This is a genomic window from Staphylococcus auricularis, from assembly GCF_051172115.1.
Taxonomy (GTDB): domain Bacteria; phylum Bacillota; class Bacilli; order Staphylococcales; family Staphylococcaceae; genus Staphylococcus; species Staphylococcus auricularis_A.
Genome location: NZ_JBPIZN010000004.1, coordinates 137,213 through 160,647, shown reverse-complemented (window position 1 = coordinate 160,647; position 23,435 = coordinate 137,213). Strand labels below are relative to the sequence as shown.

At 38.5% G+C, this 23,435-nt stretch carries 24 protein-coding genes and 1 riboswitch; of the genes, 10 read left to right on the top strand and 14 right to left on the bottom strand.

Annotation, left to right across the window (positions count from 1 at the left end; translation table 11 throughout):
* Positions 1 to 20: 20 nt before the first annotated feature.
* Positions 21 to 782 carry an NADPH-dependent oxidoreductase gene (locus tag ACSBRB_RS08590; protein ID WP_435032429.1) on the bottom strand — a complete coding sequence of 254 codons (762 nt, stop codon included), beginning with the start codon at positions 780 to 782 and terminating at the stop codon, positions 21 to 23.
* Positions 783 to 936: 154 nt separating this feature from the next.
* On the opposite strand from ACSBRB_RS08590, the gene ACSBRB_RS08585 reads away from it, so the two are divergent.
* The 8 genes from ACSBRB_RS08585 to ACSBRB_RS08550 all read left to right on the top strand — a co-directional run bounded on the left by ACSBRB_RS08585 (position 937) and on the right by ACSBRB_RS08550 (position 10,862).
* On the top strand, positions 937 to 1,713 hold the full coding sequence (locus ACSBRB_RS08585) for a 2-keto-4-pentenoate hydratase (protein ID WP_435032428.1): 777 nt from the start codon (positions 937 to 939) through the stop codon (positions 1,711 to 1,713).
* 119 nt (positions 1,714 to 1,832) lie between these two features.
* The gene (locus ACSBRB_RS08580; RefSeq protein ID WP_435032427.1) at positions 1,833 to 3,827 is read left to right on the top strand and encodes a catalase; all 1,995 of its coding nucleotides are present in this window, start codon (positions 1,833 to 1,835) and stop codon (positions 3,825 to 3,827) included.
* Positions 3,828 to 4,566: 739 nt separating this feature from the next.
* Positions 4,567 to 5,136, top strand: a complete 570-nt coding sequence (gene ahpC, locus ACSBRB_RS08575) for an alkyl hydroperoxide reductase subunit C (protein ID WP_435032425.1) — start codon at positions 4,567 to 4,569, stop codon at positions 5,134 to 5,136.
* A 14-nt stretch (positions 5,137 to 5,150) separates the two neighbouring features.
* Complete coding sequence (gene ahpF / locus ACSBRB_RS08570; RefSeq protein WP_435032424.1) at positions 5,151 to 6,674, top strand: alkyl hydroperoxide reductase subunit F; 1,524 nt, start codon at positions 5,151 to 5,153, stop codon at positions 6,672 to 6,674.
* 489 nt (positions 6,675 to 7,163) lie between these two features.
* Positions 7,164 to 7,790 carry an NDxxF motif lipoprotein gene (locus ACSBRB_RS08565; RefSeq protein ID WP_435032423.1) on the top strand — a complete coding sequence of 209 codons (627 nt, stop codon included), beginning with the start codon at positions 7,164 to 7,166 and terminating at the stop codon, positions 7,788 to 7,790.
* A 214-nt stretch (positions 7,791 to 8,004) separates the two neighbouring features.
* On the top strand, positions 8,005 to 8,220 hold the full coding sequence (locus ACSBRB_RS08560; RefSeq protein WP_435032422.1) for a hypothetical protein: 216 nt from the start codon (positions 8,005 to 8,007) through the stop codon (positions 8,218 to 8,220).
* Between the two features lie 299 nt (positions 8,221 to 8,519).
* A riboswitch (TPP riboswitch) is annotated at positions 8,520 to 8,618 on the top strand.
* A gap of 113 nt (positions 8,619 to 8,731) precedes the next feature.
* On the top strand, positions 8,732 to 9,484 hold the full coding sequence (locus ACSBRB_RS08555) for a 3-oxoacyl-ACP reductase (RefSeq protein WP_435032421.1): 753 nt from the start codon (positions 8,732 to 8,734) through the stop codon (positions 9,482 to 9,484).
* A 64-nt stretch (positions 9,485 to 9,548) separates the two neighbouring features.
* Positions 9,549 to 10,862 (top strand): LLM class flavin-dependent oxidoreductase, encoded by a 1,314-nt coding sequence (locus tag ACSBRB_RS08550; protein ID WP_435032420.1) that lies wholly within the window; start codon positions 9,549 to 9,551, stop codon positions 10,860 to 10,862.
* A 102-nt stretch (positions 10,863 to 10,964) separates the two neighbouring features.
* Here ACSBRB_RS08550 and ACSBRB_RS08545 read toward each other — a convergent pair whose 3' ends face one another.
* The 4 genes from ACSBRB_RS08545 to ACSBRB_RS08530 are packed head-to-tail and all read right to left on the bottom strand — an operon-like array spanning position 10,965 to position 13,588.
* Positions 10,965 to 12,005, bottom strand: coding sequence for a sensor histidine kinase (locus ACSBRB_RS08545; protein ID WP_435032419.1), 1,041 nt, complete (start codon positions 12,003 to 12,005; stop codon positions 10,965 to 10,967).
* Entirely contained in the window at positions 12,006 to 12,689 is a 684-nt protein-coding gene (locus tag ACSBRB_RS08540) for a response regulator transcription factor (protein WP_435032418.1), read from the bottom strand.
* On the bottom strand, positions 12,664 to 13,116 hold the full coding sequence (locus tag ACSBRB_RS08535; RefSeq protein WP_435032459.1) for a DoxX family protein: 453 nt from the start codon (positions 13,114 to 13,116) through the stop codon (positions 12,664 to 12,666). The genes ACSBRB_RS08540 and ACSBRB_RS08535 overlap by 26 nt, the downstream gene beginning before the upstream one ends.
* 22 nt (positions 13,117 to 13,138) lie before the next feature.
* Positions 13,139 to 13,588, bottom strand: a complete 450-nt coding sequence (locus tag ACSBRB_RS08530; RefSeq protein ID WP_435032417.1) for a DM13 domain-containing protein — start codon at positions 13,586 to 13,588, stop codon at positions 13,139 to 13,141.
* 312 nt (positions 13,589 to 13,900) lie between these two features.
* Between ACSBRB_RS08530 and trhO the strand changes: the two genes are divergently transcribed.
* Positions 13,901 to 14,860 carry an oxygen-dependent tRNA uridine(34) hydroxylase TrhO gene (trhO, locus tag ACSBRB_RS08525; RefSeq protein ID WP_435032416.1) on the top strand — a complete coding sequence of 320 codons (960 nt, stop codon included), beginning with the start codon at positions 13,901 to 13,903 and terminating at the stop codon, positions 14,858 to 14,860.
* Between the two features lie 89 nt (positions 14,861 to 14,949).
* On the opposite strand, the gene ACSBRB_RS08520 is transcribed toward trhO, so the two are convergent.
* The 4 genes from ACSBRB_RS08520 to ACSBRB_RS08505 form a co-directional block, all read right to left on the bottom strand.
* Positions 14,950 to 15,135: a hypothetical protein gene (locus ACSBRB_RS08520; RefSeq protein ID WP_435032415.1), complete on the bottom strand. Its 186-nt coding sequence runs from the start codon at positions 15,133 to 15,135 to the stop codon at positions 14,950 to 14,952.
* 225 nt (positions 15,136 to 15,360) lie between these two features.
* Positions 15,361 to 16,035, bottom strand: a complete 675-nt coding sequence (locus tag ACSBRB_RS08515) for a hypothetical protein (protein WP_435032414.1) — start codon at positions 16,033 to 16,035, stop codon at positions 15,361 to 15,363.
* A 49-nt stretch (positions 16,036 to 16,084) separates the two neighbouring features.
* Complete coding sequence (locus ACSBRB_RS08510) at positions 16,085 to 17,887, bottom strand: purple acid phosphatase family protein (protein WP_435032413.1); 1,803 nt, start codon at positions 17,885 to 17,887, stop codon at positions 16,085 to 16,087.
* Between the two features lie 148 nt (positions 17,888 to 18,035).
* The gene (locus ACSBRB_RS08505) at positions 18,036 to 18,446 is read right to left on the bottom strand and encodes an Lrp/AsnC family transcriptional regulator (RefSeq protein WP_435032412.1); all 411 of its coding nucleotides are present in this window, start codon (positions 18,444 to 18,446) and stop codon (positions 18,036 to 18,038) included.
* A 112-nt stretch (positions 18,447 to 18,558) separates the two neighbouring features.
* On the opposite strand from ACSBRB_RS08505, the gene ACSBRB_RS08500 reads away from it, so the two are divergent.
* The gene (locus tag ACSBRB_RS08500) at positions 18,559 to 19,098 is read left to right on the top strand and encodes an isochorismatase family protein (protein WP_435032411.1); all 540 of its coding nucleotides are present in this window, start codon (positions 18,559 to 18,561) and stop codon (positions 19,096 to 19,098) included.
* Positions 19,099 to 19,156: 58 nt separating this feature from the next.
* On the opposite strand, the gene lplA is transcribed toward ACSBRB_RS08500, so the two are convergent.
* From lplA to ACSBRB_RS08475, 5 genes are read right to left on the bottom strand one after another with little or no spacing between them, the layout of a single operon-like run.
* The gene (lplA, locus tag ACSBRB_RS08495; protein ID WP_435032410.1) at positions 19,157 to 20,179 is read right to left on the bottom strand and encodes a lipoate--protein ligase; all 1,023 of its coding nucleotides are present in this window, start codon (positions 20,177 to 20,179) and stop codon (positions 19,157 to 19,159) included.
* 10 nt (positions 20,180 to 20,189) lie between these two features.
* Positions 20,190 to 21,074, bottom strand: coding sequence for an SIR2 family NAD-dependent protein deacylase (locus ACSBRB_RS08490; RefSeq protein ID WP_435032409.1), 885 nt, complete (start codon positions 21,072 to 21,074; stop codon positions 20,190 to 20,192).
* Complete coding sequence (locus tag ACSBRB_RS08485; protein ID WP_435032408.1) at positions 21,067 to 21,852, bottom strand: protein-ADP-ribose hydrolase; 786 nt, start codon at positions 21,850 to 21,852, stop codon at positions 21,067 to 21,069. The genes ACSBRB_RS08490 and ACSBRB_RS08485 overlap by 8 nt, the downstream gene beginning before the upstream one ends.
* A gap of 3 nt (positions 21,853 to 21,855) precedes the next feature.
* Positions 21,856 to 22,194 carry a glycine cleavage system H family protein gene (locus ACSBRB_RS08480; RefSeq protein ID WP_435032407.1) on the bottom strand — a complete coding sequence of 113 codons (339 nt, stop codon included), beginning with the start codon at positions 22,192 to 22,194 and terminating at the stop codon, positions 21,856 to 21,858.
* 17 nt (positions 22,195 to 22,211) lie between these two features.
* Positions 22,212 to 23,204 carry an LLM class flavin-dependent oxidoreductase gene (locus tag ACSBRB_RS08475; RefSeq protein ID WP_435032406.1) on the bottom strand — a complete coding sequence of 331 codons (993 nt, stop codon included), beginning with the start codon at positions 23,202 to 23,204 and terminating at the stop codon, positions 22,212 to 22,214.
* Positions 23,205 to 23,435 lie beyond the last annotated feature (231 nt).

The window sequence follows — 23,435 nt, the reverse complement described above, 5'->3', positions numbered from 1 at the left end:
TTTCGTATGTGATGCCGCAACTATTTTCGAATAAATCCAGCTTTATTTAATTGGTCTAACATATCCAGACGAGGTTTTCCGCTTAAAAAGTTCGTTGCTTGTTGAGACCAAGTTTCATCTCTCTCGCCATCTGTACGTTCTTGATAATAACTTCTGACTGATTCATCATAAGTTTTCAATAACTCACGTTTCGTATCCACGTCGCTATCATAGCGATCTTGATGGAAAATGAGTTCTTTTGGCATACGTGGTTTTTGTGCTTGTTCATCTGAATCAGCAGATACGCCGACTGCCATACCAAAGAGTGGGAAGGTATGGTCCGGTAAGTCTAAAATATCACGCATACGACCGATATCATTTCTTAATGATCCAAGGTACACAATGCCGTACCCCATATCTTCTGCTGTCGCTGCAATGTTTTGTGCTAACAAGCCTACATCGATTGCCCCGACAAGTAAGCTTTCTGCAGATTCTGTGGTTTCTTGTACATCTTCTGCCACATCTGAATCTTCGCTTGCTACGAGATGTTTATAGTAATCCATTACAAATACAAATAAGTATCCATTTTCAACAACATACGGTTGTCCGGATACTTCCTTAAGTGCTTCTTTCACGTTTATGTCTTCGATGCCAATGATTGAGTATGTTTGTAGAAAGTTAGATGTTGAGGCGCGTTGTCCCGCTTCAATCATTTTATTAACATCATCTTCTGGTACTTTTTCATCCTTAAATTCTCTGACAGAATGATGCTTGGTTAATAAATTATATATATAATCAGCCATTATTTTGTTGTGCCTCCTTCTCAAATCTCCAAAGAATTGTTCTTATTATGTTATATACCCTATTTTCTTTATATTAAAAGGTTTGAAACGCTTTAATTTTAAGTTATTATAATAATATAAATTTTCAGAATAATAAACAAAGGGTGCCATTCCTATGGCTAAAACGAACGAAGAAATTGCAACACTCTTACACGAAGCATACCAAACATTAGAACCCACTCGATTTATCAGCGAATCCTATAAACTGACAGAAGCTGAAGCATATGCCACACAATCACTGCTCATCGATAAAATTAAGCAAGCACAACAAACAGATGTCGCAGGTTATAAAGTGAGTATGACCAGTGCAGCGACTCAAAGTATTGCGAATACGAACGAACCTGCTTACGGCACCATTTTGAAAAATGTCGTCTATCATACCGGTGCAACGATCGAACTGTCTAAATGTTTTTCTCCACTCATTGAACCTGAACTGATGTTTATATTAAATGATCGATTATCACAAGATCCATCAGTTGAAGAAATTGTCAACAAAGTCCACGTCGCACCAGGTATCGAAGTGCCTGACGCGCGTTATATTGACTGGTTCCCTAACTTCACTTTAAGTGATCTTATCGCTGACAATACAGCTACAGGGTTAATTGTCGTAGGTGAAGATGTCGACCCATTGAGCTACGAAGCATTTGCGGATATCCAAATGGAACTGTCGCATCAACAAGAAAATAAGGGATCTGGGAAAGGTTCAGAAGTATTAGGCAATCCGATTCATTCCATCCAGTGGCTTGCTCGAAAGTTAGCAACCCAAGATCAATCATTACAACGCGGCCAGATTATTTCTTCAGGGACATTTATTTCTCCTATTCCAGCTGCTCTAGGCACATATAAGGCACAATTTAGTAACGTGGGAGAAGTCAGCGTTACATTTGTATAAAACATCGTTTTCCCTCTACGCTCATTTTAATCATTATTATTTAATAAAAGTTTTAATCGGAAGGAACTTGGGAATAGTAAATGTGCATAAGTACTTAGATTATAAGTAGGGGGAAAATTATGGCAAACAAAAAGCAAGAGCAACTTGATCAGTACAAAACGAACAGTAAAGACCAAGCTATGACAACGAACAACGGTGTAAAAATCACTGAAGATGAAAACACGCTAACAGTAGGCGAACGCGGGCCAAGCCTACTCGAAGACTTCCACATGAGAGAAAAACTCATGCACTTCGACCAAGAACGTATTCCTGAACGTGTCGTACACGCACGTGGTTTCGGTGCACACGGTGAATTCCAACTTTATAAAGATTTATCCGAATATACATCAGCTGATTTCCTTACTCACCCTGAAAAAACAACCCCTGTATTCGTAAGATTCTCTACCGTACAAGGATCTAAAGGATCTCCAGATACAGTCAGAGACGTACGTGGTTTCGCAACTAAATTCTACACAGACGAAGGTAACTATGACCTTGTAGGTATCGATTTCCCAGTCTTCTTCATTCAAGATGGCATCAAATTCCCAGACATGGTACACGCAGTAAAACCTGAACCACATAATGAAATGCCTCAAGCAGGTACAGCACACGATACATTCTGGGACTTCTTCGCACAAAATCCAGAAGCAACACACATGGCTTTCTGGGCAATGAGTGATCGCGGTATTCCTAAAAACTACCGTCAATTAGAAGGATTCGGTGTGCATACCTTCCGTTTAGTGAACAGTAAAGGCGAATCTCACTTTGTTAAATTCCACTGGAAACCGGTTCAAGGTCTTGAATCATTTGTATGGGATGAAGCACAAACATTATCAGGTAAAGACATCGACTTCCACCGTAAAGATTTATACGAATCCATCGATAAAGGGGACTATCCTGAATATGAACTTGGATTACAAATCTTAAGCCCAGAACAAGAATTTGATTTCGACTTTGATATTTTAGACCCAACTAAGATTTGGCCAGAAGATGAAATTCCAGTTCAAATCGTTGGTAAAATGACGTTGAATAAAAACGTAGACAATGTCTTTGATGAAACAGAACAATCTGCTTTCCATCCAGGTAACATCGTGCCAGGTATCGACTTCTCAGACGATCCATTATTACAAGGTCGTTTATTCTCTTACACTGATACACTTGCACACCGTCTTGGTGGACCTAACTTTAACCAAATTCCAATCAACCAACCTGTTGCAGACGTACACAACAATCAACGCGATGCACAACATCAATCAAAAGTACACGAAGGCCAAACAAACTACCATATCAACGCATTAAACAATAACGATCCACACACTACAACTAGAGAAAATGGTGGCTTTGAACACTTCCAAGAAAAAGTAGAAGGTCATAAAATCCGTAAACGTAGTGAAAGCTTCAAAGATTACTATACACAACCGAAATTGTATCTTAACAGCTTAACTGAAGCTGAATACGAACATACACTTGATGGCTTCTCATTCGAACTTGGAAAATGTGCAAGCGTCATGGTTAAACAAAACGCAGTTAACCAACTTAATAAAGTAGATCACGAATTTGCGAAACGTGTGGCAGACAACATCGGTGTTGAAGCACCTACAGATGAAACTGAAGAAGTTCAACACGATAAAAAAGATAGCCAAATCTCAATGGAAAAATTCAAACGTCCATTACCAGGTCACTCAGTAGCAGTGCTTGTGAATGGTGATATCCCAGAAGATACACTTAAATCTTACGCACAAACATTTGCTGATAATAAATTAAACTACGCTTTCGTAGGTACAAAAGCTAAAAACATCGACGAAGACTTCGGTGTTACTGAAACATTTGATACTGCACACCCAACACTATTTGATAGCTTAATCGTATTATCAGATGGCGAAACACTTGAAGATCCATCCAAAGAATTTGCGCAACTCAGCTTCAAACACAAAAAACCACTTGTGTTTAACCAACAAGCTGCAAATCTTTTCGAAAACTTAGATCTAGATCTTAACGCACCAGGCGTGAAAGTATCAGACGAACCAGACGCTATCGTAGACGCATTCCAAAAAGTGAGATACTGGGAACGTTAAGATCATGGAGAAAGCGCTTAGGATTTGAGCAAAAACAAATGATGAGCAAAACTGCTTCTCAAGTTTTGTCGAATCATGCGTTTTTTGCCGAGAATCCTGCTTTCGGAATGCCGTTTATCAAAGGTCATGGAGGAAGTGTTCATAATTTGAGCAAATCCGAACAGCGAACAAAACTGATTTTTAGTTTTGACGAGCTGTGATGATTTTGCCGAAAATTATACTTCCGAAATGCCGTCAATCAAGGTCATGGAAAAAGCGTTTAGCATTTAAGCACCAATTATCACCGGTCGGTAAATTCATTTATCTTAACAAAAGAGTGAGATTGAATTCTTTAGGAAAAGAGAATTCTGTCTCTCTCTTTTTTATATTCTTTATTTCTTTTTAAAACAGGTATAATTAAACTATGGAGTGATAGCGCTTGCTGCAGCATATGCTCCATTGAGAATATAAAGATCTAATTGAGAATATAAAGATCTAATTGATATTTAAGTACAATTCAATGGTTTCACAGGTACGATGTTCTGAAATAGTAAAATGTTTGTATTTATGCTTTATCGCATTACCAAATGATTGCCATCTCAATATTTTTCATTCGCAAGGGATGTCCATTGACTAATTGATGGCCCCATGTGATAATAATGAATGAGAGATTATAATAATTGCAATTAAGCAATTAGACTAATCTGACTGTTTTTTTGCATATTATTCAAAATCAACACACTCTAGGAGGATGTATTTTATGTCTTTAATTAAAAAAGAAATTTTGCCGTTCTCAGCAAATGCTTATGATCCGAAAAAAGATGAGTTTTTCGAAATATCTGACGAGGATTTAAAAGGTTCTTGGAATATCGTAATCTTCTATCCAGCAGACTTCTCATTTGTTTGCCCTACAGAATTAGAAGACTTACAAGATCAATACGATAAATTACAAGAACTTGACGTGAATGTATACTCAGTATCTACTGATACTCACTTTGTACACAAAGCATGGCATGACCATTCAGACGCAATCAGCAAAATCCAATACACTATGATTGGTGACCCTTCTCAAACTATCACTCGTAACTTCGACGTATTAGACGAAGACGAAGGATTAGCTCAACGTGGTACATTCATCGTTGACCCTGATGGCGTAGTTCAAGCAGCTGAAATCAATGCAGACGGTATCGGCCGTGACGCTAGCTCACTTATCAGCAAAGTGAAAGCTGCACAATATGTACGTCAACATCCAGGTGAAGTTTGCCCAGCTAAATGGGAAGAAGGTTCAGAAACATTGCAACCAGGACTTGATTTAGTAGGTAAAATCTAAGGAGGCATTTCCAAATGCTTAATGAAGAATTAAAATCTCAACTGAAACAGTTACTTCAATTAATGGAAGGCGATGTGGAACTCAAAGCAAGCTTTGGGGATGACGATAAGTCTAATGAGTTACGCACATTCTTAGATGAAGTTGCGAACAGTTCATCTCGTATTACTGTTCAAGAAGCTGAACTTAAGCGTACACCAAGTTTTACCGTAAATCGTCCTGGCGAAGATACTGGAATTACCTTTGCTGGTATACCTATGGCCCACGAGTTCAATTCACTTGTACTTGCGATTTTACAAGTGAGCGGACGCCCTCCGAAAGAAGATCAAGAGGTCATCGATCAAATTAAAGCTTTAGATGAACCTCTCAACTTTGAAACTTTCGCAAGTTTAACATGTACAAAATGTCCAGACGTCGTACAAGCATTTAACTTAATGAGTTTGCTTAATCCAAACATTACGCATACGATGATTGACGGCTCTATCTTTAGAGAAGAATCTGAAGACATTATGGCGGTACCTGCCGTATTCCTAAATGGCGAAGAGTTCGGTAATGGTCGTATGACTATACAAGATATTCTTGGCAAACTCGGAAGCAAAGCAGATCCATCCAACTTTGATGACAAAGATCCTTATGATGTACTTGTCGTTGGCGGTGGTCCTGCAAGTGGTAGTGCAGCGATTTATACCGCACGTAAAGGATTACGTACAGGTATTGTTGCTGAAAATATCGGTGGTCAAGTGAATGATACAGGTTCAATTGAGAACTTCATTACAGTAAAAGAAACAGATGGACCTCAATTCGCTTCAGCGCTTGAAGATCATATCAATGAATACAACATTGATAAAATGATCAACATGAGAGCGACAAGCATCGATAAAAAAGACGATATGTTCCAAGTCACACTAGACAATGATGCTGTACTTGAAAGTAAGACAGTCATCGTTGCAACAGGTGCACGCTGGCGTAAACTCGAAGTACCTGGCGAAGACAAACTCATCAATAAAGGGGTAGCGTTCTGCCCTCACTGTGACGGCCCACTCTTTGAAGGCAAAGATGTCGCAGTTGTCGGTGGCGGTAACTCAGGTGTCGAAGCTGCCATTGATTTAGCAGGTATTGCGAAAAGCGTTGTCTTATTAGAACGCGGCGCAACGCTTAAAGCCGACGAAGTACTTCAAAAACGTGTTTCTGAAATTTCAAATGTGACAGTAGTTAAAAATGCACAAACGACTGAAGTGTTAGGTGACAACAATGTATCAGGCATTAAATATCTAGATACAGAAACTGACGAAGAACATACACTTGATGTTTCAGGTATCTTCGTTCAAATCGGTTTATTACCAAACACGGAATGGCTTGGAGACTATGTCGAACTTAACGCACGACACGAAGTTAAAATCGACGAAGTCAATGCATCAAGCGTACCAGGCTTATTTGCAGCCGGTGACGTAACCGAAGTACCTTATAAACAAATTATTATTTCAATGGGTGCAGGTGCAAACGCTGGACTTGGCGCATTCGACTATATTATCCGTAACTAATGAAACAAATACCCTATCATTGATAAATAACAGTAAATTGATCTATACTCTTATATTAAAGAAAATATGAGATCATATGAAAACTGCCGGCTGGGCAATGTTGCTCAGTTGGCATTTTTTTATTGATGAAGAACAACAAATTAATACTTAATCATGTGCTTCATTCGCTAGTTCAATACGGATGTTTAGTGGTTATGAATGCGATGATTACCTTATGAATTTTTAGTTAATCATTATTTTTTAAATTAAAGTTAGTACATTCGGCACAAACCATTCTCCCTTCAAGAGTTCAAACAGTGGTTTGTGCTTTTTTACTTTTCAAAAATGGTATGTTTCAACTAAAAATATTCAATCCCTCATACAAATACTGTTCATAATATTGTCTCTTAATTTCTGCTCAAATCATACAAACAACCTTTTAAACGTGATAAGATAAGACAGTGAATAGAGAATCATGATCTATAACCTTATAAAAGGAGCTCTAGTTTAATGAAGAAACGAATAATTCTGTGTTGTCTCATGGCGTTCGCGCTGGTATTGACTGCTTGTTCAAGCGAATCATCTCACCCCGATGATGACTCCCGTCACAGTCAACGACACGCACCGAAAGATGTTAAGAAATTAACCGAAGATGACATTTTTTCTTCTGATAAACAAGGTGAAAAAATTTCTGAATCAGAAGCAAATGATGCGATTCAAACCTATTTAGATGTCAATTCTGATATCTTAGACAATAAATATCTCATGCAATATAAATTAGACCGACAAACGGGTTCAAATGTGAAAATTACGGATGCACAAGCCGAACGTTTGTCTGACCTCTCTCATATCGCGGCTAAAAATGATGTCCGTTTCCAAAAATTTGTAGAGGACAACACGTTACCTAAAGGCTATCAAGAAAATGTGGACCGTATCATCACATATTTTACAGCGCTCAATTCAACAATTAAAAATGTCGATCAAGACATTGAAGAATTAGACTATCAACCTCAAAACGAACTCAATGTGGTCGATGTTTCAACCCAATATGCTGGGGATGTAAACGGTAAACAACAACAGAAAATCAAAGATTTCTTAGCCGATAAAGATATCAAAACAGATGCATTAGATAAATAATAAATTAACGCAGTTTTGAACTTCACAAATATAACGTGAATCAAAGCTGCGTTTTCTTTTTATGACGTATCAAACTCACTTGCCTTCAATTTGTAATCTATCTTACATATTTGTAAGCATTTTTTAATCGAATATGTCTTTTTAGTAATATGGACATTTGTTAAACTGTATTCAAATTGAATTGATACAAATGTCGTATAAAGGAGGCGGTCATATGGAGCTAACCATTTTAATCGGCGCAATCGTCGCTGTCTTCGTTGCATTCAACCTATATGACAAAAGCGAGCAATACAGTCGTCTCAAAGCCTCTCACATTATCGTTAGTATTACAGCGGTTATCGCTGCCGTACTTGTGGGTAATTTTCTAGATCACATTGGTCTTGCTTATCATATATTTCCAGATTCCAATGCAATTAAGACGCGTTACTAATTGATGTTGTGCGATCGCGCGATATAGTTAAATGAATAACGATCAGTCATGATCTTCAAATAGATGTATAAATGTAGTCTTGAAAACATATGATTGAAAAAGTTACGAAGGAAGCAGAAAACACTGTTTCCTTCTTTTTTATGTCTATATTAGATTACAAACTGTTACAGATTATGACATTTAACCTATCTTTGTAATATAGACATGTGCCCCCGAATTGGATTTATCCTCCATTTATCTCCTCCCACATTACCTTGACTTTCTTATTAAAAAACTATACATTTAAAACAAATAGAAGATACGTACACTAGGGGTGTTTTTAAACTGAGATGGGCTTGCCCAGACCCTTTGAACCTGATCTAGTTGAAGCTAGCGTAGGAAAGTGTTGATGCTGATGAATTTGTCACGCATGGTGTGTAGCTATGTGTGCCTCTATATACATACGCGTAATACGCAACTTTCCTAGAGAAGGTTGCGTATTTTTTATGACCTTATAAGCGGAGGGACTTATATGACAAGAACAGTATTAGTGACAGGTAGCAGTCGTGGATTAGGCGCTACCATCGCTCAAACATTGATTGAACAAGGTTTTAACGTAGTGATTAATTATCATCAAAGTAAAGATAAAGCAGAAGCATTACTCGAAAATGTAAACGACACCCAAGCCATTGCGCTTCAAGCAGACGTAACCGATCGTAAAGAAGTCGATCAATTAATACAACAAGCGACGGAACACTTCGGCCAAATTGATGTCGTCATTAACAATGCCTTAGTTGGATTTAAATTCGATCCTGAAAAACAAAAGCCTTTTACAGATTTAGCATGGGAAGATTATCAACAACAATTAGATGGTACACTCAAAGCCGCTTTCAACGTCACACAAAGTGTTATTCCGCAATTCATCGAACGTAAGGCGGGTACCATCATTTCAATTGGTACCAATTTATATCAAAATCCAGTCGTGCCTTATCACCAATATACTACCGCAAAAGCGGGTCTCATCGGTTTCACACGTAACATCGCTGCAGAGCTCGGTCAATATGGCATTAATGCGAACGTTGTCTCTGGCGGTTTATTGAAAACAACCGATGCCAGTGCAGTGACAACACCTGAAGTTTTTGATGCGATCGCTTCAACGACACCGCTTGGTAAAGTCACAACACCACAAGATGTCGCAAACATGGTCGTCTTTCTAGCTTCAGCAAAAGCAGATGGCATCACAGGCCAAAACATCACCGTAGACGGCGGACTTACAATGTACTAATTCTAAGACTGACTCAGTTACGACCGCTTCATTTTTCAAAATATGAACGTACGAGGAGAATTTCATGACGCAAAATAAAAAAAGACAAATGCATATCGGTATGTTGCTCCTTGGCTGTGGTCACCACCAAGCTGCGTGGCTCATGCCCGACTCAAGTATTGAACAAATTGGCACACTGACTTACTATCAAAACATTGCTCAACTCGCAGAACGAGGTTATTTCGATGCGATCTTTTTCGCAGATAATCAAGCCTTTAATCCATCATCTGATTTAGACATGCCTAGCATGTGGTATGACCCGATCATCAATCTCACAGCAATCGCGCAAGTGACACACCATGTCGGCTTAGTTGCGACAATCTCAAGCACTTTTTCCAATCCATTTACCACTGCTCGTCAATTACTGACACTCGATCACATGACAGAAGGTCGCGTAGGATGGAATCTCGTCACTTCGATGACTGATGAAGAAGCGCGAAATCACAGTCTACCTGCATTACCTGAACGCGAAGAACGTTATGCCAAAGCAGATGAATTTGCTTCTGTGATGAATCAATTACTAACTTCATGGCATGGAGAGGACTTTGTACATGACCGAGCGACTTCAACTTTAATCCATGCAGATCATATACAACCTTTTCACCATCATGGTAAATATTTTCAAGTAGATGGACCATCCACTGCACCACAGAGCCCTCAAGGTAAACCCGTCGCAATGCAAGCGGGTGCTTCCAAACAAGGTGTGGCACTCGCTGCAAAATATGCGGATGCAGTCTATTCCGTCTCTTGGAATCTCAAACAAGCACGACAATATCAAGACAAACTCGATCAAGCGATAGCTGAAAGCGATCGACCAGAAGCTCAGATTCAAGTCTTCCCTGGTCTCGTGACGTATGTCGCTGAAACAAAAGAAGCTGCACGCGCTAAAAAACAGGCACTCGATGAACAGCTTCCGATAGAGGCTGCACTCGATCAACTCAGCTTCTTTGTTGGTCAAGATTGTTCACAATGGGCTTTAGATGAGCCTGTTCCTGAACTTCCACCTGTAGAAGCGTTTAAAGGACCAGTTGGCCGTTATGAAACCGTGTTAGAGATTATCCGAGATAAACAGCCGACCGTACGAGAATTACTTGGCTACTTAAGCGCAGGTGGCGGTCATTTAACATTGATTGGTACGCCAGAAAGTATCGTAGATGAAATGGAGCACTGGTTTAATGAAGATGTCGCAGATGGTTTTAATTTGATGCTTCCAACCTTACCAGGAAGTCTCGAAGATTTCGTCAATATGATTGTGCCAGAATTACAACGCCGTGGATTATATCGAGAAAGTTATCCAGAACACGGCACTTTTAGAACCTTGCTAGATTTAGACAATTAAACCTAGTCGTCTCACAAACACACAACTTGAACCTTATACATTCATCACCTTACCCATACGAAAGAGGCTGAGACCACTATAGATCTCAACCTCTTTTTTACTTTATGCATGGTGTTTTATCGGAAAGGTTAATGTCATCGTGGTACCGACGTTAAGCGTACTCTCAACGGTCAGCTGCCCTCCGATTTGTTCAGCCAAGGTATGTGCGATATAAAGCCCTAAGCCTGAGCCACCGGTTTTAAGATTCCGTGAATGTTCGACACGATACGTTCGTTCAAAGATATGCAGGAGGTCCGCTTCAGCGATACCAATCCCTTCATCCGTTACAGACATCATAAGTTGATTTTCATCTTTTTGATCGATTTTAATCGTTATTGTACTCCCTGCTGGTGAAAATTTCAGCGCGTTATCGATTAAATTCGTAATGATACGTTCCAGTGCACCTTGATCTTGATAAAATGGTTGAAGTTGGGGCACAAGATCCACTTCTAAATGGCGTTGTTCACGTGACAGCTGGTGTTGGTACGTATCTAAAATGGGTACTAAAAACTGATCGATATGAATGAGCGACACACTACGTGTAGACTGACTCAGTGTCATAAGACCTGTTAAATCATCAAACATATTTGCTAACCGTTCAGACTGAGAAATCAGCACGTCATAGGCATGCGTGACTGCTTTTTCATCTCGGATTACACCATCTCTTAACCCTTCTGTATAAGATCTCATACTTGCTAGGGGGGTCTTCAAATCATGGGCTAAGTTTTGGATGAGGCGTATCTTCTCATCTTGTTCACTCTGAATAAGTTCTAATTGTTCACGAATACGCGCAACCATCACATCAAAGGAATGGTTAAGCTCTTTTAATTCTTTAGGGGTCCGGATGTCTAACGAGTCCACGTGATAATTCCCTTGTGCAATGTCTTGGGTTTGTTGATTTAATCGTTCTAATTTTTTAATCGTCGGAATGGTAAAACCAATTGCTAAAGTCAATGTAATCATGCTTGAAACAAAGGAACAGAGGGTCAAAAGGATCGTTTGTTGGCCATCAAACCACATGAGTTTATATAGTACAAACACGAATAACGTCGTGATGGCAATCGAGCCAATAAATGAATAAAAAAGTTGTTTTCGTATAGACATTTAGGCCCTCCTTTGAAACTTGTAACCGAGTCCCCATACCGTCGCAATCACATAATCATCGTAGTCGTGTTGTTCGAGTTTCTCCCTTAGCCGGTGAATGTGCACATTGAGGGTATTCATATCTTCATAATACTCATAACCCCATACTTGTTCGAGTAAATCTGTCTTCGAAAGTGCCACATCTTCATGTGTCGCAAAGTGCCACAATAATTCAAACTCCTTCACCCGTAAGGCTAACGGTTGATCACAGATGGTCGCTGTTTTCGTGACGTTATTCAGCGTCAAACATCCACACGTTACTGTATCTGTTGGTTTGGCAGCTTTATTCGCACGCTGTAAAATATTCTTCGCTCTTATGACTAATTCTCGGGGACTGAAGGGCTTCTTAACGTAGTCATCAGCCCCGAGCATCAAACCATAAATCGTGTCAGTTTCATTTGTTTTCGCAGTTAAATAAATGTAAGGTATATCTAATTGTCTTGCTTTCATCGCCTTTACGACATCATATCCATCCGCTTCAGGCATCATGATATCTAGCACCATCAAATCAATGGTAGGTTGAAGTAAATCAATAGCTTGTTGTCCATTTGCGGCTACCGTCACTTCATGCCCTTCAAATTCAAAGTAAGTCTTGCAAATCTCTCTAATATCTGGCTCGTCATCCACGATCAGGATGTGCGACATGGCCATCGCCTCTTCTCTTTCGCAATCGATATAACAATCTTAAATCTAACTGTTGAATCGTCTGCTTATTCATTAAGATTATTATAAAGAAAAAGAGCTGAGTTGGATACGAAAATATCATATCTGCTAAAATGTAGTTCAGCATCATGAATGCGCCAAAGAACGCTGCAGTATAAGTCAACACACCAAAAATCAGTGCAAGACCGACTGCGATCTCTCCTAAAGGAACTAACCAATTAAACACAGGTATGAATGGTGCGACGACATGTTCGAAAAACCACTTATACCATTCTGGAGAATCTTGATTTTGAATAACCACAGGTACCAAACCGTCTATCGCAAATCCACCCGTTAATTTTTCATAACCTTGCATGAACATGAGGATCCCTGATCCAAGTCGAATGAGCAGTAATATCACTTTCTTTATCATAGATATCACGTGCTCCATCTTATTTAAGTTCATCTGATCCAAAGATCACATGTGCTTTGTCACAATAAATCGTTACGGTGTCATAATCTTCGACTTTCACATCTTTAAGGTCAAAAGTTTGTTCTTTTTTATCATAGTCAACAGCATCAATCTTCATACCTTTTTCGATATCATTTCCTTTTGTTAAGTATACGTGTAAGTCTGGTCCTTTAGATGATTTGAAATCTGTAAGCATCAATTTATTATCTTTAATGGTTGCTTTACCTTCTACCATTTCTTTATTTTCACCTTTGAACATACCAGATTTCATCATCATATTATCTTTTTGTTCCATATCCATGTCTTTTTCTTTCTCGTCTGCTTTCGTTTCTTGTTTCATATCGTCTTTCTTCTCATCCATGTTGTTACATGCACCGAGTAATAATGTTGCGGCAAGTGCGCCACCTGCTAAAAAGAATTTTGATTTCATTGTCATTTCCTACTTTCTATAGTGTTTTTTATTACACTGTTTATGTTACAGCCACTGGTTCGGAAATCACATTAACTATCTCTTAATCATTCTTAACTATTTCTTAACTATGAGATTTGACAATACATGTATTTTTTGTATTAATAAATTGAAACTTACGCCGATTTTGTTACAATGAAATATGGTCTAAATTGTCTCATGTACAAAATAAGGATAAATATGAGATAATATTGAAAAATGTCACTAACACGCGCAACATCGTGTATCTATACAAAACGAACTACACTTCAAAGTATTAAGAGGAGAATGAACATGAGTAAGGATTATAGAGTATTACTATATTATAAATATGTCACAATTGATGACCCAGAAACTTTTGCATCAGAGCACTTAGACTATTGTAAATCCCTCGGTCTTAAAGGTCGTATCCTAGTTTCAACTGAAGGATTAAACGGTACAGTATCAGGTACAAAAGAAGCCACAGACGCTTACATGGATCACTTACATGCAGATGAACGCTTTAAAGATTTAGTATTTAAAGTGGATGAAGCTGATGGCCATGCTTTCAAAAAAATGCACTGCCGTCCACGTAAAGAAATCGTGGCACTTGGTCTTGATGAAGACATCGATCCACATCAATTAACAGGTAAATATTACTCACCAAGCGAATTCAAAGAAGCGTTACTATCTGACGACACAGTCATTCTTGACGCAAGAAATGACTACGAATACGATCTTGGTCATTTCCGTGGTGCCATTCGTCCTGATATCACTCGATTCAGAGACTTACCACAATGGATCCGCGAAAATAAAGAAAAACTCGAAAACAAAAAAATCGTCACTTACTGTACAGGCGGTATCCGTTGCGAAAAATTCTCAGGCTTCCTCAAACGTGAAGGTTTCGAAGATGTAGGACAACTTGAAGGCGGTATCGCAACTTACGGTAAAGACCCAGAAACCAAAGGTGAATACTGGGACGGTAAAATGTATGTCTTTGATGAACGTATCAGCGTTGACGTGAACCAAGTTGAAAAAACTGTTGTCGGTAAAGAATGGTTCGACGGTACACCATGCGAACGTTATATCAACTGCGCAAATCCAGAATGTAACCGCCAAATCTTAGTTTCTGAAGAAAATGAAGAACGTTATTTAGGTGCATGTTGCTATGATTGTGCAAAACATGAAAGAAACCGTTACGTTGAGAAAAATAACATCAGCGAAGAAGAAAAAGAACGTCGCTTAGAAAACTTCAAAGACCTAGTTCATCAATAATATATAGATTAAATGAAAAATTCCTTACTAACGATTGAGTAAGGAGTTTTTTGTGCCTATAATTAGTGATATCTATTTAACAAACAGAATCATCTACTATTTTTTATTTGTTTTAAATTGACTATAGCAACTAATGTAGGCACTAAGAACATGATTAAACTGATTAAAGCATTAGCATCAATAACGAAGAAAAATAATAAGAATGCTAGGATACCTACGATAATGAGCATATAGTTAAACATAGGCGTCATTGCTACTTTTGGTTTTTCAAACATGCGAATCACTGACCTTTGTTTTTTCTTTCAATTTAAAACTAACATATAATAGCATAGGATTGTATTAAAACTATTAAATATATGCTTTAACTTCAAAACTGTTGTGAAAGCGCAAAATCATGCAATGATTTATTTATCATTGGAGGGTAACTTCAATATACCAATCAATACTAAAAAGGACCTAGGATACACTTCCTAGGTCCTTCTGCTTATCTGTTATGCAGTTTACTTGTCATATTGATCGAGTAATTTATGATAATGTTCCGTGATCTCTTTATCTTTGACCTCATCAAATGTGCTATCAGGTGCTAAGTTAGGATCTTTACTGGTGTGATCTTTCGGTGCGAAACCGGAAGATAATGTTGTTTCTTCGGAATCCTTATCAAATGTGCATTTGTAAACTTTACCATTATCTGCGAACAAGTATTTTGTAATTGGTGCTGACATATTTGCGACTTGTTCGTATCCTTCGATATTAGTTAAAGATTTTGCACTTTCATCAAAACCTGTCACATCTGCGTTACTTTCATAAGTAACTAAGCCAACAACGTTGTGCACGTCAAATGCTTTAGGTCCTGGATCGCCTTGGTTACTTACTTGAATTTGTCCATCTGGGGAGCCAGCGTACCAATCACCATTAGAAAATGATCCACTATTAAAGTAACGGTTAGATACAGCTCGCTCGTCTTTGGCTTCCCGTTTTGCCATCCATTTGATTAAATCTTCTTTAACTTCTTGTTTTTCATCATCATTTAACTGTGCTTGTTGTGTACTTTCTTTTTGCTCTGCTTTTTCAGCTGTTTTAGATTCTGATGATTGCTCTTCCTGATCATTGTTACAACCTGTCAGTAATACTGATAGGCACAAGATACAACTGCCATAATAAGCGATTCGTTTCATCTTAGGATAAGCTCCTTTCCAAAGATGACTTCACATACTGTTTAATGATTTATTTGTCTTTTTTAATACCAAATTCGTCGATTAATTCAGTTGTACGTGGTTCACCTTTACTAATGTCACCGTTTAATTGATAAGTTTTAACTTTCAATTTGTTATCTTCAACTTCGTATACTGAGAAGTTTTGTTGAGATGAATCACGGTTGTTAGAGTGACTGTCTTTATAAGCATCTGTTTTTTGAGGTTGTTCACCTAATGCGAACAATGTGTTGTAATGATCTAGTTGTTTTTGAGTTAAGCTTTTAAGTTCTGGTACCACTTTTTTGATATGTGATAATGATTTATCGTAGATGTCGTCATAAGCTTTAGTACCACCAGTGTTAGGTAGAACGTATACAGAACCTTTAGGGTTGTCGTAGTATTCTACGCCATCTTCACCTTTCACTTGTTTAGTATCTTCAATTTTAGCATTTACGAAGCTATTTTTAGTTGAAGTATGTTGAAGTGATTTAGTACGAGCAAGTACGTGGTCGTGACCTTGTAATACTAAGTCAACATCTAAGTCATCAATTTGTTTTGTTAATTCTTCACGTACAGCTTTGATATCTTCGTCTGATAGTGAGTGGTAAGATTTAGAGTACATTGGTTTGTGTAAGTTTAAGATGACCCAATTTGAACCATTTTCATGTGCTTTTTTGATGTCGTCTTTAATCCATTCCATTTGTTCTTTACCGATTGCTTTTTCATCTGGGTTGTCTTTTTTATCTTTTTTATTGTCATTTGTATTAGCTACAACCATGTGCGCACCGTTGTAATCGAATGAGTAGTATGAACCACCGTTCATTGCATCATTTTCTTTAGGTACGTTTACGTGGTCGTTGAAGCTACCTAATAACATGTCGTCGTCATCATCTAATGGGTATTCATCATGGTTACCTGAAGCAACAGCGATAGGTAGTGACATGAATGATGGACGAGATTGTTCGTATAAGTCTTTCCATTCATCTTCTACTTCTGCAGTTTCTACAAAGTCACCAGTGTGAAGTGCGAAGTCTGGATTGCCAGCAGTTTGGATGGCTTGATCGATTGTATCTGCAGCGAATTGTGCTTCGTTACGTACGTGTTCGTTCCAGTAAGCATTTTGTGTATCTGTGTATTGAACGAATTTGAATGGATCGCCTTTATTACCAGATGTTTTGAATTGTCCTATTTCACTTTTAGGTCCGCTTTCGCTACCAACATAGTAATGATAGTTTGTATTTGGTTTCAAACCAATTGCTTTCGCTTTGTATGTATATTCTCTTTGTTTTGTTAATTCCGCTTTACCATGTTCGTTACCGCCCATCCATTCTTGGCCAGAAACGTTTGCGTCAGTGTAATAACCATTGATTTTATCGTTATTATCTTTAACAGGTTCACCATCGTCGTCTTTGACAGGATCTGCGAAAATAATGTTACCGTTGTTATCGCGTTCTAAATATTTAGAAGTTACGTTTTCAGCTTTAGCATCAAATGAGATCGCATCACTGAAGTCACCAGTTTCTGATACCCAAACTTTAGCGTCGTCGAATTTATCTGTTGTGTACCAGTTGAAAGCCATTTCTGTTTTACTATCACCGTTGAAGTTAGTCATGATACGGTTTGGTGTGTTTTGAGTTTCTACAGGCGCAACTGCAGGTTTTTGGTCAGAAACTTCAATGCCGTTGTTGTTACCTTCTTCGTTTTGTTCTGCAGGGTTTTCATTCGGTACGGCAGAGCCACCAGCGCTCGCGTTTGCTACGCCGCCTCCTTGTGCCAATGTTAACAATAACGTTAAGCTAGCTACACCAGTTACAATTTTTTGCTTATTTTTCACTTATAAAACCTCCACTTATAATATCTGCCCTCACTAATACCTTAACAATTGAACGTTAAATGAATGTAAATTTCTGGTGATGATTTAGTTAATGGCGGAAGATATGGCGGGGGTTTAACATGTTTCGTTTATTTAAAATTTTTCGCAATCAAACCGTTTTTGAAAATATAAAATGCGTTTTAGTATGTCCGTAATGTTGTAATTGATCGGTAAAGGGCTCAACCGGTAGCATGCCCTGAAAATGAACCTTAAAAATAAAACAGCTTTCTCCTGAAATTCTGTAACAAAATTCTACATCGTTCTGCTCCGAAATAAAGTCTTTAAAGTCACGATATAAGTTATTCTTGATGAGAATTTCAATGATGACATTGATATCATAACCTAAAGCACGATAATCAATATCTATCGTATACTTGCCGATAATGCCGACGTCTTTCATTTTATTAATGCGTTCACGTACTGCCGGGGGAGATAAACTAACTACTTTACTGATGCGTTGCAACGAAATCTGACTATCTTGCTTAAGCATTTTGAGTATTTTACGATCTGTTAGGTCCATTGGGGTATTCTCCTCATTTTTTGTGGCTTTTATTACCTAATTCCTTAGTGATATCGTTCAGAACAAATCAGTTATGCTTTACAATGTGAGTAATAGAAGGGGGAGGGTAAAAATGATGAGTGATGTGCTCATTTTAATCGATGTACAAGAGGCATTTCACGATTCGTGTTGGGGCGAACGTGATGGTCCAAATGCGGAACAAAATATAGAAAGGTTATTGACCCATTTTCGAAGTGAACATCTACCTATTATTCATATAAAACATATCTCACAAGACCCTTCATCGTTGTTTCATCGAGAGGCGTTACAAAGTTTAATTTATGAACCGAAAATAGATGAAATCATCATCGAAAAAGAAGTGAACAGTGCTTTTATTGGCACAACATTGTATACTATTTTACGATCTCATGGGTGGCATCATTTAACTATTGCGGGGATCTCACTTCCCCATTGTGTATCTACAACAACGCGAATGGCTCAAAACTTAGGATTTACTGTTGATCTAATCGAAGACGCGACCGTTTCTTTTGAACTCAAAGACCTCGATGGCAATCAATTAAACGCTCAAGATGTCCACACGTATAATATAGCATCTTTGAATCACGAATTCGCATATGTTTATTCAACGGCAGATTATTTGAGAGATAAATAATACAAAAAAGACTGATGGGCTTTCCGCCGCACCAGTCTTTTCACACTCTTATATACAGTTAGCTTAAAATCAAATCGACGAGTTGTTCTGCGGTAATATCGCCAAAATAATAATTTAAATCGATGTCATTTAACGCCTCTAATAGGTCTGCTCTAACGACACGTACGCCTTCGAATTGTTGTTCGACATCTTTAATTTCACCTTTACCAAAGAAGTCACCGTAAATACGACATGCAGCAATGCGATTGCCTGAAATATCTAATGAGATATCTACGGTACCTGAATTGAAGTGTTCATTGCGGTTGTAATCATAGCGAGGTGAACCGCCGTAATTCCACTCCCAGTTTTTATATTTTTTCTCAACGAGTTCGTCAATCGCTTGCCAGTCTTCGTCAGTGAGTTCATAACGTTTCGCTTCGCTGATATCATCAATACCCATCAACTGTTCAATAATTAAATCTTTAAATTGTTCAATCGTCACATCTTGATATTGAGGATCGAGATAGTCACGAATTTCGCCCACTCTCGAACGTACGGATTTAATCCCTTTCGCTTCGATTTTTTTACGGTTCGGATTGAGTGCTTTCATCATAGCTTCATAATCCACATCTAGGAGTAGTGAGTAACCCCCATAGATACGACCATCTGTCAGTGTCATAGCAGCGCCAGAAATTTTCTTACCATTAATGGCTAAATCATTACGGCCACTTTGCTCAACTTCTGTGGCACCAAGATGATGGAGTGCAGCAATTACAGGTTGATAAAAACGTTGGAAATCTCCGTAGATAGACGTATCATTTTGTAATACACAACAGAAATTGATTGAACCACGGTCTACGTAGACGGCACCGCCACCTGTATCACGGCGAACAACTTGAATGTCGTTTTCATCTACATAGTCTTGGTTAATTTCTACTGCTGTGTTTTGAAAACGTCCAATTTGAACTTTAGGGTCACAATAATATGGAAGCAAAATGTCGTCATCTAAAAAGAGATTTTCATTCACATAAACTTGTAATGCTAAGGCGACAGCGCCATCTGCAATATATTCTCCATTACGAATAGGTTCTATTAAATACATGGACTCACTCCTATTGTTTCAATCTTTGATTTGCATCTTGAATTAACATCGAAATATCATCGGTTAAATGTATCGTACGTTCACGAATGGGTTGTGGGATGCGATACGCTTTTTTATTCATTGTCATAAAGACGGCATCAGGATTCTTCCGTGTCATACGTTGGAATGGATGCTTCACAAATTGTGGTGTAGTATAGCCGATACCAATTTCTAGATAAAGCACTTTACCCGTTTCGTGTTGTGCTAAGAACGCATTATAACGATCTAATTGCGCATGGAAATCAGCATCTTCGACCATACCCACTTGGGCTTTACGTTTATTAATTTCCATCGGTGCATCACATTTCGGACAGTGTGGAATCAACTCTCTGGGTACTTTCATATCTTCTTGTTGTTCCACCATTTGTAAGATCGCCTCATCATCGCGATACGTTTGTGCGTGACAGTGCTGGCTACATTGCCATAAAATATATTCCCCTTGAATGTGAAATACTTTATCTAAATCATAATCTGCCACTGCAAAAGCATTATCTGCATTTGTGGTAATAATATGGTACGGTTTCGTTTCTAACATTTCTTTCAATGCAACATAAGAAGGCCCCACAGGTTGATCTAGGTAATTGAGCTTCACAAAGCGACTTTCAAATGCCCAGTATTCCTGCCAACTTGGGAAGGGATGTAAGCTTGCTTGTAACATATCAAAAAAGCCATATTTCTCGATGAAATCTGGAAAGTTTTTCGTGAAGCGTTCCCCTGTATAGGTGAAGCCATCTGCTGAAGACATCCCTGCCCCGATACCTACAACGACTGCATCTGCTTCTCTAATCGCTTCAGCAAGCACCGCTGACTGAGATTGATCTTCCATATTCAGTGCGTTCCACTTTGCGTTAGTCATACTGCGTGAGTGCCTCCTTATACAACTCATAATCTTTATCTGAAAAGACATTGAATATCACTTGGATATCAGAGCCTGTTTCTGCTTTATATGCGAGGACCGTATCGATAGCAATCTTAACGGCTTCATCTTGCGGAAAGCCAAACACCCCAGTTGAAATACAGCAAAACGCAATGTGATTAAGGTTGTTTTCGTCCGCAACCTTCAAACAACTTTGATAACATCGAACAAGCAAGTCTCGATTCATTTTTGATACAGGATAATGTTGAACTTGCGGTCCTACTGTATGAATGACATACGAAGATGGCAGGTTATAAGCAGAAGTAATCTTCGCTTTACCTACCCCTTCTTTTTTACCTTGGTCTTGGATGATCTCTTCACAAGCCAATCGAAGTTGAACCCCTGCTTTAGTATGAATCGTGTTATCGATACAAGCATGGTTCGGTTTAAAGCAACCTAATAAACGACTATTCGCAGCATTTACGATGCCATCTACTTCGAGTCGTGTGATATCGCCCTGCCACAAATAAATATCATCATGTAACACTGGATCAAGTGACGCGAAAGAGACAGGATCTGCTTGGTTCAGCGTTTGAAGGTAAGCATCCTGTACCTCTAAAAATGTGTCACTAATCGGCTCAGGTGGTCTGACATTCACTAAGCCACGAAACATACGCCACTGTGCGTGTGGGTCAGTTGGATAGTCTAACGGGGCATCCCCGTTTGCTTCTTGCCATAGATATTCAACTAAATAGGCAAGTCTTTCACTTTGCTTCATCTCTTAGTCCTCTGCGTTTTCTAATTTATCGAATGCCGCTTCATCTACATTTTCTAATTTAACGAGCCAATTTTCTTCTGGTTTTTCAGAGTTAAGTAATTCTGGTTCATCTTCTGCTTTCGTATTACGTTCAACGATTTTACCAGCTAATGGAGATTGAACGTCTAATACTGTTTTAGATGCTTCGATACTCACGATTTCGTCGTCGACTTCAACTTCGTCTTTATCCATAAATGAGACGAAACCGACTGTACCTACATCGTCTTGAAGTTCTGGTGTCATGCGATAAACATATTGATTACCTTCTTGTTCAACCCATAGATAATTTGCTGATTTTTTCATAAAATATCTCTCCTTCTTTATGACATCATCGCTTTAGCAATCGCTTTGACTGTGCGACGACGTGTTTCTATATCTGATATTAATGGTGCGAAGAGTACTTCGTCTGCTTGATTTGCTTCAATTAAACGTTCTATTTGTGGTCGAATCGTTTCTTCTGTCCCCACAATGATACTTGCGCGTTGTGCTTTGATACGTTCTTTTTCCTCATCCGTTAAGGAATAGTTAGCTGCTGTTTCTATAGAAGGAAACTGCTTAAATTCGGCAAAGCTTTGTTTACCGAGTAACCAAACGCCTAAAGCATGGGCAAGTTGCTCAGCGTGTGTGTCATTTTCTCCGACGATAATAAATGTCGTAGCCATCACTTTGGATTGGCTAAAGATAGGTGACGATTTAAATTGCTCTCTGTATAATCGATTACTTTGTTGCGCCTGATCGATATGCGCTTGATCTGGTAATAAAAATGTACCAAATGTATAGCCTAAACCAAGATCTGCTGCTGTTTGTGCTGATCGTTCACCGATGCTTAACAACCACATTTCAGGTATACGTTCATTGCGTGGTTGTACAATGACTTCATCTTGTTGATTTGTAAGATATTCATATAACTGATGAATACTTGTAAGATAATTGTCAGCAGCATTTTCACGATCTTGCATCGCTGCTTGCACTTGTGGTGTACCAGCATTGTTACCGATACCGATATCCACTCGATTTGGATAGAAAGCTTCTAACATGCGCATATTTTCCGCGACTTTAAAGGGACTATAATGCGGTAACATCACACCGCCAGATCCAATACGAATGGAAGATGTTTGAGATAACATCTGCATCATTAAGAGTTCTGGACTCGGACATGCAAATGCGGGTACATTATGATGTTCCGTCACCCAAAAGCGTTTGAGTCCCAATTGATCAGCGAGTTTCGCTAATTCGACAGTCTCTTTCACTGCGTCTTCTGAATTTTTCCCTTCGTCTACGAGCGCATAATCTAAAATGCTATATTCAACCATTTCATCATCTCCATCGTGGTGACGCTTCCTGTTGTGTCGTCACACTCAAATTATAAATCGCCCCGTCTTAGATATATATGCCCTTACTATATAAAATATCGAATTGTGCAAGAAAAGTTAAATATTTCGTTTTAAAAATGTATTAAAATTAACAATAAATCAACATTTATGTGTTATGGATTGTGAATCATGTTTCCTAATGGTAGGTTAAAGGTAACAAACACATTCATT